The sequence below is a fragment of the Bacillus cereus group sp. BfR-BA-01523 genome, assembly GCF_022662615.1.
Taxonomy (GTDB): Bacteria; Bacillota; Bacilli; order Bacillales; family Bacillaceae_G; genus Bacillus_A; species Bacillus_A mycoides.
This window is the reverse complement of sequence record NZ_JAKUDX010000014.1, coordinates 41,546-59,238: the sequence shown is the minus strand read 5'-3', so window position 1 is coordinate 59,238 and position 17,693 is coordinate 41,546. Positions and strand designations below refer to the sequence as shown.

The following is a 17,693-nucleotide window of genomic DNA, read 5'->3' as shown; positions in this document are numbered from 1 at the left end:
ACCGGATTCGAAATTAGTGTATAACAATTTTTGGACAAAGTAAACTAAAAACACTAAATTAGTTTACTTTGTATATTTTTCGTTGACAAACTGTAATGCTGAAACTATGATAGTTCCATGAATATCGAACAACATAATGTTACGTTTCGAATTCAATTTGTCGCGCGATAAATTTATACATTTGATGAAGTTGTTTAGTAGTGATAGAGGAGCTAAACAACTTTATTTTTCATTTACAGTTACTACAATCAGAAGAGGTGTTACGCATGGGAAAAGATATAAGTAACCATTCAAAATGGTTTGTTTTCACATTGTGTTTTATCGTTTTATTAGGACCGATGAATGCGGTGTTATTTAATGTAGCGTTAGAGGATATTGCTAATGATTTATCTATTAGTCAATCGAAAGTAAGTTGGGTTGTAGTAGGTTATTCCTTAGTTGTCGGTATTGGTTCGATGATATATGGGAAGTTGGCGGATCGTTATAGCGTAAAAAAACTATTGATTATTTCAATTATCATATTTGTAGCGGGTTCTATTATTGGATTTATGAATCAATCTTATGCGATTACCATTCTTACAAGATTAGTGCAGGCGAGTGGGGGTGCGGCGTTTATTGCGCTTAGTATGATTGCAGTGGCAAAATTAGTTGCTCCTGCTAAGAAGCCTGGTGCATTAGCGATGATTAGTTCTTCTATTGCATTAGCAATAGGCATTGGTCCTTTAGTTGGCGGGGCTATTACAAATACATTAGGGTGGCCATATTTATTTTTATTTATGGTTATTTCAGTAGTTGGGATTTTCTTGCTTATAAAATTTATGCCAGAAGAAGCGCAGCATACGGATGAAGCGTTTCATTTTGATTACATTGGAGCGGTGTTATTATTTGCATTCATTACGACTGTTTTATTAGGTGTCAATATTAATAGTTGGCTATTTGTGTTATCGGTAGCTTTCTTATTTTTATTCACGGTTCGTATGAAGAACGCGGAGCATCCCTTTATTGATATTGAGTTATTTTCGAACAAGCCATTTCTTCGTTTAATAGCGGTCGGGTTTATAATTAATGTGGCGTTATGTGCTAGTCTATTATTATTGCCATCACTGCTAGGAAGAGTGCACGGATTGTCGCCATTCGTTATCGGAATTGCATTGTTTGTTGCATCACTCTTTGGTATTGTATCTAGTTTTATTACGGGAAAGATTGTCCCTTCGTTTGGAAATGTGAATATGATTTATGTAGCGTCTGTAGTTATGATCGTTGGCTTTTTAATTTTAGGGCTTATTCCGAACGGGAACTTAATCATTATTTTAGTGGCGGTTATTTTAACATTTATGAGTTATTCAGCTATTCAAGTATCATTAAACACATTTATACCGAAAACATTACATCCAGCTAAAGTTGGAGTCGGTCTTGGTTTATATAATTTAATTAACTTTTTCGGTATGGCATTTGGGCCAGCTGTAGCGAGCAAGGTTATGGAATCTACAAATAGTTATCGTTTGAATTTTATTTTAATCATCATTTTAATTTCTGCTCATTTCTTCTTATTAATAGGAATGTCTTCTTTCCAAAAAAAGATGGAGCAATAAAGTGAAACTTTAATTAGTGGGGGGGGCATCCCCTGCTAATTATTAGCCCCCACCATTCGGGCTTTTACGGGCAGCCCGATCCCCGATATAACTTCTTTGCTTTCGCTGAATTTTGAGGTGGGGGTCTTACTGTCCGGCAAAGAGAGGGGTAAATGCGTATTTTATATAGAAGAAACCGACTTTCATATAGAAGGTCGGTTATTTTTCTGTCTTGCAAATTATGAAAAAAAGGAGCAAAATAAAAAATGTCCTGATCTATATAGGTACAAATGAAAATTTTTATACAGGGGCACTTTAAGTTAGCGAACTTAAAGTGTGTAAAATATACTGATAAACATAAAAGATGATGAATGAGAAAACGGGTGATTAAGTTGAATAGAGCGATCGGTGTTATTGATTCAGGAGTGGGCGGTTTAACAGTAGCGAAGGAATTAATTCGTCAGTTGCCGAAAGAGCGTATTATATATTTAGGGGATACAGCACGTTGCCCTTATGGTCCGCGTTCTCGTGAAGAAGTGCGTCAATTTACGTGGGAAATGACGGAGCATTTATTAGATTTAAATATCAAAATGTTAGTTATTGCGTGTAATACAGCAACTGCGGTTGTATTAGAAGAAATGCAGAAACAATTACCAATTCCAGTAGTTGGAGTTATTCATCCAGGATCACGTACAGCTTTAAAAGTGACAAATACGTATCATGTTGGGATTATTGGAACGATTGGAACAGTAAAAAGTGGCGCCTATGAAGAGGCGCTAAAGTCTATTAATAACCGTGTTATGGTAGAAAGTTTAGCGTGCCCACCTTTCGTTGAGCTTGTAGAGAGTGGGAATTTCGAAAGTGAAATGGCGTATGAAGTTGTAAGAGAAACATTGCAACCGTTGAAAAGTACTGACATTGATACGCTTATTCTAGGATGTACACATTATCCGATTTTAGGTCCTGTTATTAAAAAGGTAATGGGGGATCAAGTACAATTAATTAGTTCGGGTGATGAAACAGCGCGTGAGGTAAGCACGATTTTATACCATAGTAAGATGCTAAATGAGGGAGAAGAACAAAGTGATCATCTCTTCTTAACGACTGGTAAAATAGGCTTGTTTAAAGAAATTGCATCAAAGTGGTTCGGTCAGCCGATTGAAAATGTGAAGCATATCAATTTAGAAACAGAATAATAGTAGATTCATATAAGAGAACTCCTGAGAAATCAGGGGTTTTTTCTGTATAAGTAGCCATAGCTTGTTCTAAAACATGAAACAGCTCGTATACATAATAGTACAAACTTAGATTTTAGGGGGGAATGGCATGCCTAAATCCACTTTTAAATGGGTTGTTGGTGCTACTGTGAGTGCGATTTTATTATCAGGGTGTGGCTTGTTAAATCAAGAGAAAGCGACAGAACAAATTGATCCGCCAAAAAAAGTTACGTATACAGAAGGTGAAAAGAAAGAAACTGCTAAAAAAGATAAACAAGGGCAAACAGTAAATAGAGAGTTATACCTCGTTGATAAAAATGGATATGTCGTACCGCAAACTATTGCAATGCCTACTCCGAAAGCGAATGAAGTTGTACAGCAAACGTTAGAGTATCTTGTGAAAGATGGACCAGTCACAAATTTATTGCCAAATGGATTTCGAGCAGTCCTTCCAGCGAATACGACGATGACCTTGAATTTGAAAAAAGGCGGGACGGCAGTAATTGATTTCTCTAAAGAAATGAAAAATTATTCAAAAGAAGAAGAACGTCAAATTGTTGAATCAGTAGCGTGGACTTTGACTCAATTTACAGAAATAAAACAAGTGCAGTTCCAAATAAATGGTGAAAAATTAGCGAAGATGCCTGTTGCGGGTACACCGCTTGGTGAAGGTGTAAGTCGTGCGAATGGAATTAACTTTGATGATGAACAAGTAGCAGATGTGACGCATACAAAACCGGTTACACTTTACTTTATGGCGCAAAATAATAATAAGCAGCAATATTACGTACCGGTAACAAGGCGCGTTGCAGAAGGAAAAGAAAATGATTACTCGGCAATTGTGGATGAGCTTGTAAAAGGTCCGATTCAAGGATCGCTACTAAATGATTTTAATCCAGGAGCTAAGCTTATTACGAATCCAAAAGTGGAGAACGGAAATATTACATTAAACTTTAATGAAAATATATTTGTGAACCCAGACAAAAACATGATTTCAAATTATGTGTTGAAATCGTTAGTCTTATCTTTAACGGAAAAACAAGGTGTGAAAAATGTTTCTATTGAAGTGAATGGGAAAGCAAATCTTATGGATGAGAAAGGTGAAAAGTTAATAAAACCTGTTGATCGTCCACAAAACGTGAATACAGGTAGTTTTTAATCGCGAATAATTTGATATACTTATGTAAGAAAGGGGAATTGCTTTTTGAGTTCCCCTTCTTTTATTGTTATACATAGCGTACATTTAAATTTGGCTATACTAATGAGAGTATTTATGAGGGGGTTATTTTTATGCGAGTAGATGGTAGAGGAAAAGCAGAGCTACGCCATATACATATTCATACAAATTATTTAAAACATCCAGAGGGATCAGTACTAATTGAAGTTGGAGATACAAAGGTAATTTGTTCAGCGACAATTGAAGAGCGTGTACCGCCGTTTATGCGCGGAGAAGGAAAAGGCTGGGTAACAGCAGAATACTCAATGATTCCACGTGCGACAGAGCAACGTACAATCAGAGAGTCAAGTAAAGGGAAAGTAACAGGGCGCACAATGGAAATCCAGCGTTTAATTGGACGAGCATTACGTGCGGTTGTTGATCTAGAAGCGCTTGGCGAAAGAACGGTTTGGATTGACTGTGATGTAATTCAAGCGGATGGCGGAACGAGAACAGCTTCTATTACAGGTGCTTATGTAGCGATGGTATTAGCTTTTGAAAAATTATTGCGAGCAGAAAAAGTATCTAAAATTCCGGTGAAAGATTATTTAGCGGCAACGTCAGTAGGTGTTGTTGAAGAACAAGGTGTTGTTTTAGATTTAAATTATGCTGAAGATTCTAAAGCAGACGTTGATATGAACGTTATTATGACTGGAAAAGGTCAGTTTGTTGAAGTGCAAGGAACTGGAGAAGAAGCGACGTTTAGCAGAGCTGAATTAAATGAATTACTTGATGCTGCTGAACAAGGGATTTTCCAACTTGTTGAAAAGCAAAAAGAAGCGTTAGGTGACATCGTATCTCATATAGAGTAGAGGTGGAAAATATGAAGCAAGTTGTTGTAGCGACGAAAAATCTTGGGAAAGTATGTGAGTTTGCTGAGTTATTTGAGAGATTTGACTTAGAAGTGAAATCTTTACACGATTTTCCTCATATTGAAGAAGTCGAAGAAACTGGTGAAACATTTGAAGAAAATGCAATTTTAAAGGCGGACAGTCTTAGTAGACAGTTGAATTCCATCGTAATTGCGGATGACTCTGGTCTTATTGTAGATGCCTTAAACGGGAAACCAGGTGTGTATTCAGCTCGTTTTGCTGGAGAGCCGAAAGATGATCAGGCGAATATAGATAAGGTGTTACAAGGGTTAACTGACGTCGATTTAGAAAAACGTACAGCTCGTTTTTACTGTGCGCTAGCAGTTGCTTTCCCTGAAGTGGATAAAGAGCCGGTTATTGTAAACGGAACGTGCGAAGGGAAAATTCTAGAACAGCGTCGCGGGGAAAATGGTTTCGGATACGATCCGATTTTTTATGTAGAAGAATATAAAAAAGCGATGGCTGAGCTAAATTCGGATGAGAAAAATGCGATTAGTCACCGCGGACGCGCTCTTCGTAAATTAGAAAAAAAAATCCCAGAATGGTTTTTAGAAGAATAAGGGAGAGAGATTGATGAAAGCTTTAATCGTAAGCGATAGTCATAGCTCTGTGAAGGAATTACAGCAGTTAAAAGAGAATTACGAAGGGAAAGTAGATGTCATGATTCATTGTGGTGATTCAGAGCTAACGCCTGCTCACGAAGAGCTACAAGGTTTCCAAGTTGTAAAAGGGAATTGTGATTATGCTAACTTTCAAGATGAAATTGTAACTGATGTAGATGGAATTCGTTTCTTAGTTGTACACGGTCATCGTCATAATGTGAAAATGACGTTACAAACGTTAGCGTATCATGCAGAAGAAGTAGGAGCACAAGTAGCATGCTTTGGACATTCTCATATATTAGGGGCAGAATTAATTGATGGGATTTTATTTATTAATCCAGGAAGTATTTTGCTCCCACGCTCTCGTGTGGAAAAAACATTCGCTTTATTAGGAATGGATGAAAATCATATAGAAGTTCGTTTTGAAACATTAGATGGACAGCTGGTGGAACAAGCAATTTTTAAAAGAGGATAAGGAAAATTATCCTCTTTTAAAAAAGTATTGACTTTATAAGTAGTTATGAATATAATAAATATTGTCGATAGGGCAACAGCGCTAACGAAGAAAAATAAAATAACATATGCGGGTGTAGTTTAGTGGTAAAACAAGAGCCTTCCAAGCTCTGGTCGAGAGTTCGATTCTCTTCACCCGCTCCATGTCCCAGTAGCTCAGCCGGATAGAGCATACGCCTTCTAAGCGTACGGTCGGGAGTTCGAATCTCTCCTGGGACGCTAACAAAACCTTGTTATCTTTTGATAACAAGGTTTTTTGTTTGTTTTAAATTAGTTATTAATAAATTTTTCAAAGACAAAACCGTAATCTTTCACGTTATATTGCTTTTTCGTATCAACGAGCCAGTTAAAGGCGATCTCGTTCATCTCTTTAAACTGTTCTGCTAAATTTACTTGTGCATTTGAAATACGGCTGAAAGCGTTAGATGCCATATCTAAACTTTTATGTGCATATTGCAATGTAATGTCGTTGTCGTATGAAATTTCTTCGATTTTAAGAAGAGCCTTATATAAATCTTTTAATTCTTCAATATGTTTTTTATGAATATCAATTGAGTAATGCTCATCTCCCATTTGAAATTTAATTTCTACATCTAAATCAATCGTTCCTGCAGTTTCAAGTGCTACGTTTTTAATTTGATATTTACTATAGCTAAAGCGGCGTAATGTACGTTTTTTGCTTGTGGCACTTGTACCATCTAGGTGAATTAATCCTTTGTTTGTGAAACAATATTCATCTGATTTTGATTTAATAAGAAAGTAAATTTTCTCCCCATCTTCATGCATTACGTAATCATCAGCATCGACCTTATCGTAATCTTTTGGTGTGATAACGGAACCTACATCGCTTAATCCTAAAACGTCAGCTGCCATTTTTTTGAACATATATAATCCCCCTTGTAAATTAAATTCTTAATTGTACAAAAATATATTAACATGATTTTAAATCTATTTTTGAAATCTTACAACTCTGTAAGGTAAGTGTAAGGAAGTTCGATGGTAACAAATTACTAATCCTATATAATGAAGATAACAACGATAAATGAGGAGGAAGAGATGATGAAAGGATTAATCGTAACGGGTTTAACAGTAGCTTTTGGGTTTGTGGCGTATGAAAAGTTAACATATGTAATTGATGTTGTAAAACATTTAGTAGCGTAGAAAAAACTGCCATGAGAGGGAAAGGGAATGAGTGAATGAATGGAATGGTTATTTGGAATTATAGGTACTTGTAGTGTAGTTTTATTGTTCTTTGTCCCGAGTGGTATACTTAGTTCGACAACGAGTTTGTTCTTTTTAAGTTTGTTTGCTTGTACGATGCTTATTATTATGTTTTTAATGAAGCGAAGTAAACCAATCTTCTATTTTAGCATGATTGTTATGGCAATTATTGTTCTCCAAATTATTACCCTTGTTATATACCCCACAATTATAAAAGCTTTCCATTAATGATGAACCCTCTGCCGTCTGTTGCTGAGGGTTTTTGTTTGTGAAAAATGAATTTCATTTAGAAGTTTGTTGCTTTTTTGTTATGAAAATAGAATATTCCTATATTTCAAATAAATAATTTTGGAATGTTGTGTTCTCATTACGCATTTGATATATTTACTTTGAAGATCATTAAAATCTAGAAAAAGAGGCGGACGTATGGATAAAAAAGAAAATACGGTCGTATTGTTTCCGCAACTATCAGAACGCTATATTGATAAAGGTTTTTTAGCGTTGAAAGAGCGGGAATTCGAAGATGCATTGCGCTGCTTTGAAATATTACGTCAGTATAATGCAGAAACGGAACAAACAGAATTAGCTTCCGTTATTTGTTTGCTAGAATTAAAACGTATGGAAGAAGCGAAAGAAAAATGTGAGCAGTTGCTTGAAACAGGAGCTGTATTATTTGGTGATATTCTTGAAACGTATGTAACTATTTTAGTTCAAACAAATGATTATGAAGGTGTCATTGAAACTGTTGAGGAAGTTTTGCAAACGAAAGATATAATTCCTGAGCAAAAGGAAAAATTGGCGCAGCTTGCTTTGTTTGCGCAAGGGATGCTGAATGAAGAAGATAAACCGCTAGTGGATTCGAATTTTGAATTAGAAGAATTTACCGATGGGCTTTTTGGAGAAAACTTTGGTCAAAAGCTAAGAGTGATCCAGAAACTTGCGTTAAAAGACCTGGATCTCGCACTTCCTACTTTAAAGAAATTTTTAATAGACGAAGATCAGCACCCGTATTTAAAAACTTCTATTTTGTATAAAATGGTAGAAAATCAAATAGAAGAAGAGATAGAAGTAGAGAAGTTTGGAAATACGATAAAGGTGATTCCAGCATTTACAGGTCATAATGAGGAGCAATCCGATAAAATTATACATAAATTCTCAAACCGATTAGAGCAAAATTATCCAGATATATTTAGTACGATGGTTACATACTGGAAAGAATTACAAATTAGCATTTTTCCGTTCCCTCTATTAATGGATAAAGTAGAAATTTGGGCTGCTGTCTTAGAGAGAATTGGAAGAAAGCGTTTCGGATTGGCTATTGATGAAGAAGAACTTATGACAGCATACAATATTGAGTTTGAGGAATTTCATATTGCCTATCAATGGTTACTGCGCATTGAAAGAGAAGGGTATTTGCCCGTATAATTATGAAAAAGAATCGTTCAGTTATTGAAACGAGCACATTCTATGTTATAATGTAAGGGTTGCAAAAGGCAGAAATCTGCCTGTTTGTAAGAGAAGAGGAGTATAATTCTCTTACTTAATATGTTTCATATTAGTCTCGAACAAAATATACCGTAGTTGTCTTTTAGACAATTAGTAGATTGGAACATTGTATCTGAAAGCTTTTTGCTAGAGGGTTATTTGTACATTTGTTATTTCAAGAAAGAGATAATAAAAATTTTGATCTATAGAGGTATGTGCATACATTATTATAGTTGGAGGGAAAGAATAAATGTCTACAAAATGGGAAAAATTAGAAGGTAACGTTGGCGTTTTAACAATCGAAGTTGATGCTAAAGAAGTAAATAACTCTATCGACGCTGCATTCAAAAAAGTAGTAAAAACAATTAATGTACCAGGTTTCCGTAAAGGAAAAATGCCTCGTCCATTATTCGAACAACGCTTTGGTATTGAATCTTTATACCAAGATGCTTTAGATATCATCTTACCAAAAGCATACGGTGAAGCAATCGATGAAGCTGGTATCTTCCCAGTTGCTCATCCTGAGATTGACATCGAGAAATTCGAAAAAGGCCAAAACTTAATTTTCACTGCAAAAGTTACTGTAAAACCTGAAGTTAAATTAGGTGATTACAAAGGTTTAGCAGTAGAAAAAGTTGAAACAACTGTAACTGACGAGGATGTAGAGAACGAAGTAAAAGCTTTACAAGAGCGTCAAGCTGAACTAGTTGTTAAAGAAGAAGGAACTGCTGCAGATGGTGATACAGCTGTAATCGACTTCGAAGGTTTCGTTGATGGCGAAGCATTTGAAGGCGGAAAAGGCGAAAACTATTCTCTTGCAATCGGTTCTGGTACTTTCATCCCAGGTTTCGAAGAGCAAGTAATTGGTCTTAAATCTGGTGATTCTAAAGAAGTTGAAGTATCATTCCCAGAAGAGTACCATGCTGCTGAATTAGCTGGTAAACCAGCAACATTCAAAGTAACAATTCACGAAATCAAAACAAAAGAACTTCCTGAGTTAAACGACGAGTTCGCTAAAGATGCTGACGAAGAAGTTGCAACTCTTGATGAATTAAAAACAAAACTTCGTACAAACTTAGAAGAAGGCAAAAAGCACGAAGCTGAGCACAAAGTACGTGACGAAGTAGTAGAATTAGCTGCTGCTAACGCTGAAATCGACATTCCAGAAGCTATGATCGACACTGAGTTAGATCGTATGGTTCGTGAATTCGAGCAACGTTTAAGCCAACAAGGTATGAACCTTGAGCTTTACTACCAATTCACAGGTACTGACGCTGACAAATTAAAAGAGCAAATGAAAGAGGATGCACAAAAACGTGTAAGAATCAATCTTGTTCTTGAAGCTATCATTGAAGCTGAAAACATCGAAGTTACTGAAGAAGAAGTAACTGCAGAAGTTGAAAAAATGGCTGAAATGTACGGTATGCCAGTAGACGCTATCAAGCAAGCTCTTGGAAGCGTAGACGCTTTATCTGAAGATCTTAAAGTGCGTAAAGCTGTAGACTTCTTAGTAGACAACGCTGCATAATAAAATAACAAGGCGCGATTTTAATCGTGCCTTGTTTTATAAATATAGAAATATATTTATAAAACTTTTCGATGAAGAAGGAAAAGTGCCTTTGTAAGTCGAATATACATATTTCAAAAGTTTTAAAATTTTTTTATTTGTACATAACTAGTCATATTATTTGTATTTCTCGCTACGTAGTGACATAATATGTATTTACATACGATACATTTATCGTGTACATACGAAGGCAAGAGGTTAGCACTTTGTAAGGGGTGTGAAAATATGTTTAAATTTAATGATGAAAAAGGTCAATTAAAATGTTCTTTCTGTGGTAAAACACAAACGCAAGTTCGAAAGTTAGTTGCAGGTCCAGGTGTTTACATTTGTGACGAGTGTATCGAGCTTTGTACTGAAATTGTACAAGAGGAGCTTGCGAAGGACGAAGAAGTAGAATTCAAAGATGTACCGAAACCGGTAGAAATTCGTGAAATCTTAGATGAGTATGTCATCGGACAAGATAACGCGAAAAAAGCACTAGCGGTAGCGGTATATAACCATTACAAACGCATTAATTCTAACAGCAAAATTGATGATGTAGAATTAGCGAAGAGTAATATTTCACTTATTGGGCCAACTGGTAGTGGTAAAACATTATTGGCACAAACATTAGCGCGTATTTTAAATGTTCCATTTGCAATCGCGGACGCAACATCTTTAACAGAAGCTGGATACGTTGGGGAAGATGTAGAAAACATCTTACTAAAACTAATTCAAGCGGCTGATTACGATGTAGAAAAAGCGGAAAAAGGAATTATTTATATTGATGAGATTGATAAAGTGGCACGTAAGTCCGAAAATCCATCAATTACACGTGATGTATCTGGTGAAGGTGTACAGCAGGCACTTCTGAAAATTTTAGAAGGTACTGTAGCGAGCGTTCCACCTCAAGGTGGTCGTAAGCACCCGCATCAAGAGTTTATTCAAATTGATACAACGAACATCCTATTCATTTGTGGTGGAGCGTTTGATGGCATCGAGCCTATTATTAAACGTCGCCTTGGTGAGAAAGTAATTGGATTTGGTGCTGAGAAGAAAAATGCTGATGTAAATGAGAAGCATGTTTTATCTCACGTTTTACCAGAGGATCTTTTAAGATTCGGTTTAATTCCGGAGTTTATCGGTCGTCTTCCAGTTATTGCGAACCTAGAGCCGCTTGATGAAGATGCTCTTGTAGATATTTTAACTAAACCGAAAAATGCACTTGTTAAGCAATTCCAAAAATTATTGGAGCTTGACGATGTTGAGTTAGAGTTTGAAGAAGGTGCACTAGTTGAGATTGCGAAAAAAGCAATTGAACGTAAAACAGGTGCTCGTGGACTTCGTTCTATTATTGAAGGCTTGATGCTTGATGTAATGTTCGAACTTCCATCTCGCAAAGATATCGAGAAGTGTATTCTTACGAAAGAAACAGTAGCTGATAATGAACCGCCGAAATTGGTGTTACAAGACGGTACTGTACTTGATACAAAAACATCTGCATAATGCGAAGAAGAAACAGCAATTTTTATAATTGCTGTTTTTCTTTATGTTTAGCACTATTCCTCCCAGGAAATACTAAAAGGTAAAACATAGCGGGAGGAAATGAATTATGAGCTGGACAAATATATTTTTACTTGTTCAACTTGTTTTTGGCGTAATTGTCGGATTGTATTTTTGGCATTTACTTCGAAATCAGCGAACACAAAAAGTTTCAATTGATCGAGAATCGAAAAAAGAATTAGAGCAGCTTCGTAAAATGCGTGAGGTTTCTTTAACAGAGCCGCTTGCGGAAAAGGTACGTCCTACATCCTTTATAGACATTGTAGGGCAAGAAGACGGGATTAAGTCGTTAAAAGCGGCTCTTTGTGGTCCTAATCCGCAACATGTGATCATATACGGTCCGCCAGGTGTCGGAAAGACAGCGGCAGCACGCCTTGTATTAGAAGAAGCGAAACGAAATCCGAAATCTCCATTTCGTACAAATGCAACATTTATCGAACTTGATGCGACGACAGCTAGGTTTGATGAGCGTGGTATTGCGGATCCATTAATTGGTTCAGTGCATGATCCTATTTATCAAGGAGCAGGTGCAATGGGACAAGCGGGTATCCCGCAACCGAAAAAAGGGGCTGTAACAGATGCGCATGGTGGTATTTTGTTCATTGATGAGATTGGTGAATTACATCCAATTCAAATGAATAAAATGCTAAAGGTGTTAGAAGATCGGAAAGTGTTTTTGGAAAGTGCGTATTATAGTGAAGAAAATTCGATGATTCCAACGTATATACATGATATTTTTCAAAAAGGTTTACCTGCAGATTTTCGCTTAGTTGGTGCAACGACACGTTCACCAGAGGAAATTCCTCCTGCAATTAGGTCGCGTTGTTTAGAAGTGTTCTTCCGTGAGTTAGATACAGAAGAAATTCAAAAAGTAGCGAAAAATGCAGCTGACAAAGTGGAGATGCAAGTAGGTGAGAACGGTATCGAAATGATTGGAATGTATGCAAGAAATGGGCGAGAAGCAATTAATCTCGTGCAAATTTCTGCTGGTATGGCGATAAATGAAGAACGACCTTTCATTAAAGATGAAGATATTGAATGGGTTGTTCATTCTAGTCAGCTTACACCAAAGTACGAAAAACGTATTTATCCAATTCCGAGAATCGGTCTTGTGAACGGGCTTGCTGTATATGGGCCGAATACAGGTGCGTTATTAGAAATTGAGGTAACAGCTATTCCTGCGAAAGATAAAGGATCAGTAAATGTCACTGGAATTGTAGAAGAGGAAAGTATTGGAAATCAAACGAAATCAATCCGCCGTAAAAGTATGGCGAAAGGTTCTGTTGATAATGTGTTAACAGTACTTCGTTCTCTAGATGTGTTGCCAGAAGGGTATGATATACATATTAATTTTCCTGGTGGTATCCCGATTGATGGTCCTTCAGCAGGTATTGCTATGGCAACAGGTGTCTATTCAGCAGTGCATCGTACGTATGTGAATAATGAAGTAGCGATGACAGGTGAGATAAGTATCCACGGAGAAGTGAAGCCTATTGGTGGTGTGTACGCAAAAATAAAAGCTGCGAAAAAAGCGGGAGCTAAGAAAGTCATCATTCCGGCTGAAAACATGCAACCATTTTTGTATACAATAAAGGGAATTGAGATCATTCCTGTTCGCAAATTAAAAGAAGTATTTGAATTAACATTTATGCAGGAAAATATGCATCGTGAGCTTGATGCACATAATGATTTGGACGAAACAGATGCACAATCAATGTGAGAATATACAATAATAAAAATTTGCCAGACTTCGTTTAAGTTTGTATGCTTAAGCGGAGTCTTTTTTCTTTTCGTGAGGCACAAAAAACAGGGGATTAACAATTGCGAAGAATCTCTGCAATTGCATCTAGATGTATTGTAATATAAAATAGTTGAACAGGAGTTTAATTTATTATGGAGGTGCTATGTCTAGTATGAATACGAATGAAAGAATTGTGCCCCTCCTACCATTAAGAGGCATTCTCGTATATCCAACGATGGTTCTGCATCTTGATGTAGGACGTGATAAATCGATACAAGCACTAGAGCAGGCGGCAATGGATGAAAATATCATCTTTTTAGCAATGCAAAAAGAAATGAATATCGACGATCCGAAAGAAGATGACATATATAGTGTAGGTACAGTGGCGAAAGTGAAGCAAATGTTAAAATTGCCGAACGGTACGCTTCGTGTCCTTGTAGAAGGTTTACATAGAGCAGAAGTAGTAGAGTTTATCGAAGAAGAAAATATAGTGCAAGTTTCTATTAAAACGGTAACGGAAGAAGTAGAAGATGATTTAGAAGAGAAGGCTCTTATGCGTACGTTACTGGAGCATTTCGAACAATATATTAAAGTTTCGAAAAAAGTTTCAAATGAAACATTTGCAACGGTAGCTGATGTAGAAGAACCGGGAAGACTAGCTGATTTAATTGCTTCTCACTTACCGATTAAAACGAAGCAGAAACAAGAGATTTTAGAGATTGTATCTGTGAAAGAGCGACTACATACACTTATTTCAATTATTCAAGATGAACAAGAGTTACTTAGCCTAGAAAAGAAAATTGGACAAAAAGTGAAACGTTCAATGGAGCGCACGCAAAAAGAATATTTCTTACGTGAGCAAATGAAGGCGATTCAAACTGAACTTGGTGATAAAGAAGGCAAGGGCGGGGAAGTTGAAGAACTTCGTGAGAAAATTGAACAGTCGGGAATGCCTGAAGAAACAATGAAGGCTGCACTGAAAGAATTAGATCGTTATGAAAAATTACCTGTAAGTTCTGCTGAGAGTGGTGTCATTCATAATTATATTGATTGGTTATTAGCTCTCCCATGGACAACAGCAACAGAGGATATGATTGACCTCACTCATTCGGAAGAAATTTTAAATAAAGATCATTACGGTCTTGAAAAAGTGAAAGAGCGAGTACTTGAATATTTAGCTGTACAGAAGTTAACGAATTCATTAAAAGGCCCAATTCTTTGTCTAGTAGGACCTCCTGGGGTTGGGAAAACTTCGTTAGCACGTTCTATCGCAACATCGTTAAACCGTAATTTTGTACGTGTTTCTCTTGGTGGTGTGCGTGATGAATCTGAAATTCGTGGTCACCGTCGTACATATGTAGGAGCGATGCCAGGACGTATTATTCAAGGTATGAAAAAGGCGAAAACAGTTAATCCAGTCTTCTTATTAGATGAGATTGATAAAATGTCTAACGATTTCAGGGGAGACCCATCAGCGGCGTTACTTGAAGTGTTAGATCCAGAACAAAACCATAACTTCAGTGATCATTACATTGAAGAGCCATATGATTTATCGAAAGTTATGTTCGTTGCAACTGCTAATACACTTGCAAGTGTTCCGGGCCCATTGCTTGACCGTATGGAAATCATTTCAATTGCTGGTTATACAGAACTTGAAAAGGTGCACATTGCTCGTGAGCATTTATTGCTGAAACAATTAAAAGAGCACGGTTTGCGAAAAGGTAATTTGCAAGTACGTGATGAAGCGCTTCTTGAAATTATTCGTTATTATACACGCGAGGCTGGTGTTCGTACGTTAGAGCGTCAAATTGCAAAAGTTTGCCGTAAAGCAGCAAAAATTATCGTTACAGCAGAACGCAAGCGCATTGTTGTAACAGAGAAAAATATTGTTGATTTACTTGGTAAGCATATATTCCGTTATGGTCAAGCTGAAAAAACAGACCAAGTTGGTATGGCAACAGGTTTAGCTTACACAGCAGCGGGCGGCGATACACTTGCAATTGAAGTGTCTGTAGCGCCAGGAAAAGGGAAATTAATTTTAACAGGGAAACTTGGGGATGTTATGAAAGAATCCGCACAAGCCGCGTTTAGCTATATTCGTTCTCGTGCAGAAGAACTTCATATTGATCCGGATTTCCATGAGAAAAACGATATTCATATTCATGTTCCAGAAGGAGCAGTTCCAAAAGATGGACCGTCAGCAGGTATTACGATGGCAACGGCACTTATTTCTGCACTAACAGGTATTCCTGTAAGTAAAGAAGTTGGTATGACAGGTGAAATTACACTTCGTGGTCGTGTATTACCGATTGGTGGTTTGAAAGAAAAAACATTAAGTGCTCACCGCGCGGGATTAACAAAAATTATTTTACCGGCGGAAAATGAGAAAGATTTAGATGATATTCCAGAGAGCGTAAAAGAAAACCTTACGTTTGTGCTTGCATCTCATTTAGACGAAGTATTGGAGCACGCATTAGTAGGAGTGAAACAATGAAAGTAACAAAAGCAGATATTGTAATTAGTGCCGTTAAACCGGAACAATATCCAGACAGTGATTTACCAGAAATTGCCTTAGCAGGTCGTTCTAATGTCGGGAAGTCTTCCTTTATTAATAAAATTTTAAATCGTAAAAAGTTAGTACGTATTTCTTCTAAACCAGGAAAAACGCAAACGCTGAACTTTTTCTTAATCAATGAAATGATGCATTTTGTTGACGTTCCAGGTTATGGATATGCGAAAGTATCTAAAACAGAGCGCGCGGCATGGGGCAGAATGATTGAGACTTACTTTACAACACGTACGCAATTAGACGCAGCTGTATTAGTAGTTGATTTACGTCACCAACCAACAAAAGATGACATTATGATGTATGATTTCTTAAAGCATTATGAAATCCCAACAATTATTATTGCAACGAAAGCCGATAAAATTCCGAAAGGGAAATGGCAAAAGCATTTAAAAGTTGTAAAAGAAACGCTTGCTGTTGAAATTGGCGATGAAATCGTTCTATTCTCTTCTGAAACAGGACTTGGAAAAGAAGAAGCATGGAAAGCAATTCATAAAATGACAAAAACAAAAAACGCGTGACGAATGTCGCGCGTTTTTTTTTATTTACTAAACTTTTAGCGTACGTTTAATGTAACTTCAATATTTCCTCTTGTTGCTTTAGAGTAAGGACATACACCGTGAGCGGCTTCTACAAGTTCTTGTGCTTCGGCATGAGAAACACCAGCAACATGTACGTCAAGTACAGCAGATAGTCCGAAACCACCATCTGTATCTTTACCGATAGAAACGTGTGCAGTCACTTCTGTACTTTCCACCTTCATACGTTTTGTACGAATTACAAGTTGTAATGCACTATCAAAGCAAGCTGCATAACCAGCTGCAAATAATTGTTCTGGATTTGTTGCTTCTCCGCCTGCGCCACCTAGTGCTTTTGGCATTTTTACATCAAGATTTAATATGCCATCATCTGAAACTACCTTACCGTTTCTTCCACCTGTTGCTGTTACTAAAGCAGTATATAATTTATCCATGTTTATTCCCCTTTTCTGTCATTAATTTTTTTCATTGTTTCAATTAATGTGTTTAATTGGATTAATAAAGAATGATATTCTTGCTCTGTAATGCCTAAATTTGTAGCCATCGTTGTTGGTAATGAACAAGCTATTTCTTTTAAATCTTTACCTTGTTTTGTTAATTCAATACAAACTTTTCGCTCGTCTTCTTTTGAACGAACACGTTGTACAAGTTTTAATGATTCCATACGTTTTAACATAGGTGTTAAAGTACCAGAATCTAAAAATAGACGTTCTCCAATTTCTTTTACTGTTAGTCCGTCTTGTTCCCAGAGTACGAGTAAAGTAATGTACTGGGGATACGTAATGCCCATTTCTTCTAAATAGGGGCGGTAAAAACGGGTAACCTCTCTAGAACAAGCGTAAATAGAAAAACAAAGTTGGTTATCTAGATGCAAAGGATTTTCTTTCATAGGCAACTCCTTGTATTTTTAAATTGTGCACAATTTAATTTTGTAAAATCAATATAACGAAAAAGAAATACAATGTCAAATGCATTGCATCGAGAAAGTGAGTACTATATTTTGGAACAATCATACATATTTTCCTTCATGATGAAAGAAGA

The 17,693-nt window shown here is 36.6% G+C and carries 16 protein-coding genes and 2 tRNA genes; 15 read left to right on the top strand and 3 right to left on the bottom strand.

From position 1 onward, the window contains the following. Nucleotides 1-266: 266 nt before the first annotated feature. From MR066_RS23565 to MR066_RS23530, 8 genes are all read left to right on the top strand, one after another. Nucleotides 267-1,592, top strand: a complete 1,326-nt coding sequence (locus MR066_RS23565; protein WP_242248702.1) for an MFS transporter — start codon at nt 267-269, stop codon at nt 1,590-1,592. A 362-nt stretch (nt 1,593-1,954) separates the two neighbouring features. After that, nucleotides 1,955-2,767, top strand: a complete 813-nt coding sequence (gene racE / locus MR066_RS23560; RefSeq protein WP_002015338.1) for a glutamate racemase — start codon at nt 1,955-1,957, stop codon at nt 2,765-2,767. 130 nt (nt 2,768-2,897) lie between these two features. Next, entirely contained in the window at nt 2,898-3,947 is a 1,050-nt protein-coding gene (locus MR066_RS23555; RefSeq protein WP_002015339.1) for a GerMN domain-containing protein, read from the top strand. A gap of 131 nt (nt 3,948-4,078) precedes the next feature. Beyond that, nucleotides 4,079-4,816, top strand: a complete 738-nt coding sequence (gene rph / locus MR066_RS23550) for a ribonuclease PH (protein WP_061674626.1) — start codon at nt 4,079-4,081, stop codon at nt 4,814-4,816. Nucleotides 4,817-4,827: 11 nt separating this feature from the next. Continuing rightward, nucleotides 4,828-5,436: an XTP/dITP diphosphatase gene (locus MR066_RS23545; RefSeq protein WP_242248700.1), complete on the top strand. Its 609-nt coding sequence runs from the start codon at nt 4,828-4,830 to the stop codon at nt 5,434-5,436. A 13-nt stretch (nt 5,437-5,449) separates the two neighbouring features. Further along, nucleotides 5,450-5,953, top strand: coding sequence for a metallophosphoesterase (locus MR066_RS23540; protein ID WP_242248698.1), 504 nt, complete (start codon nt 5,450-5,452; stop codon nt 5,951-5,953). A 108-nt stretch (nt 5,954-6,061) separates the two neighbouring features. Beyond that, nucleotides 6,062-6,135, top strand: a tRNA-Gly gene (locus tag MR066_RS23535). Between the two features lies 1 nt (nt 6,136). Further along, a tRNA-Arg gene (locus MR066_RS23530) sits at nt 6,137-6,210 on the top strand. A gap of 51 nt (nt 6,211-6,261) precedes the next feature. Here MR066_RS23530 and MR066_RS23525 read toward each other — a convergent pair. After that, complete coding sequence (locus tag MR066_RS23525; RefSeq protein WP_242248695.1) at nt 6,262-6,876, bottom strand: PH domain-containing protein; 615 nt, start codon at nt 6,874-6,876, stop codon at nt 6,262-6,264. 315 nt (nt 6,877-7,191) lie between these two features. Between MR066_RS23525 and MR066_RS23520 the strand changes: the two genes are divergently transcribed. The 7 genes from MR066_RS23520 to yihA all read left to right on the top strand — a co-directional run bounded on the left by MR066_RS23520 (nt 7,192) and on the right by yihA (nt 16,634). Beyond that, the gene (locus tag MR066_RS23520) at nt 7,192-7,440 is read left to right on the top strand and encodes a hypothetical protein (protein WP_001983650.1); all 249 of its coding nucleotides are present in this window, start codon (nt 7,192-7,194) and stop codon (nt 7,438-7,440) included. A 198-nt stretch (nt 7,441-7,638) separates the two neighbouring features. After that, nucleotides 7,639-8,637 (top strand): hypothetical protein, encoded by a 999-nt coding sequence (locus MR066_RS23515; protein ID WP_242248693.1) that lies wholly within the window; start codon nt 7,639-7,641, stop codon nt 8,635-8,637. Nucleotides 8,638-8,947: 310 nt separating this feature from the next. Beyond that, the gene (gene tig / locus MR066_RS23510; RefSeq protein WP_002034203.1) at nt 8,948-10,225 is read left to right on the top strand and encodes a trigger factor; all 1,278 of its coding nucleotides are present in this window, start codon (nt 8,948-8,950) and stop codon (nt 10,223-10,225) included. 264 nt (nt 10,226-10,489) lie between these two features. Then, on the top strand, nt 10,490-11,749 hold the full coding sequence (gene clpX, locus MR066_RS23505; RefSeq protein WP_000472285.1) for an ATP-dependent protease ATP-binding subunit ClpX: 1,260 nt from the start codon (nt 10,490-10,492) through the stop codon (nt 11,747-11,749). A gap of 106 nt (nt 11,750-11,855) precedes the next feature. Beyond that, nucleotides 11,856-13,526 carry an ATP-dependent protease LonB gene (lonB, locus tag MR066_RS23500; protein ID WP_002034202.1) on the top strand — a complete coding sequence of 557 codons (1,671 nt, stop codon included), beginning with the start codon at nt 11,856-11,858 and terminating at the stop codon, nt 13,524-13,526. Between the two features lie 184 nt (nt 13,527-13,710). Then, nucleotides 13,711-16,041, top strand: a complete 2,331-nt coding sequence (gene lon, locus MR066_RS23495) for an endopeptidase La (protein ID WP_242248691.1) — start codon at nt 13,711-13,713, stop codon at nt 16,039-16,041. After that, nucleotides 16,038-16,634 carry a ribosome biogenesis GTP-binding protein YihA/YsxC gene (yihA, locus tag MR066_RS23490; protein WP_002088829.1) on the top strand — a complete coding sequence of 199 codons (597 nt, stop codon included), beginning with the start codon at nt 16,038-16,040 and terminating at the stop codon, nt 16,632-16,634. Before lon ends, yihA begins: the two co-directional genes overlap by 4 nt. A gap of 35 nt (nt 16,635-16,669) precedes the next feature. Here yihA and MR066_RS23485 read toward each other — a convergent pair whose 3' ends face one another. Together MR066_RS23485 and MR066_RS23480 are read right to left on the bottom strand one after the other, a co-directional pair. Then, entirely contained in the window at nt 16,670-17,086 is a 417-nt protein-coding gene (locus tag MR066_RS23485; protein WP_219303601.1) for an organic hydroperoxide resistance protein, read from the bottom strand. A 2-nt stretch (nt 17,087-17,088) separates the two neighbouring features. Next, nucleotides 17,089-17,541, bottom strand: a complete 453-nt coding sequence (locus MR066_RS23480) for a MarR family winged helix-turn-helix transcriptional regulator (RefSeq protein WP_002034199.1) — start codon at nt 17,539-17,541, stop codon at nt 17,089-17,091. Nucleotides 17,542-17,693 lie beyond the last annotated feature (152 nt).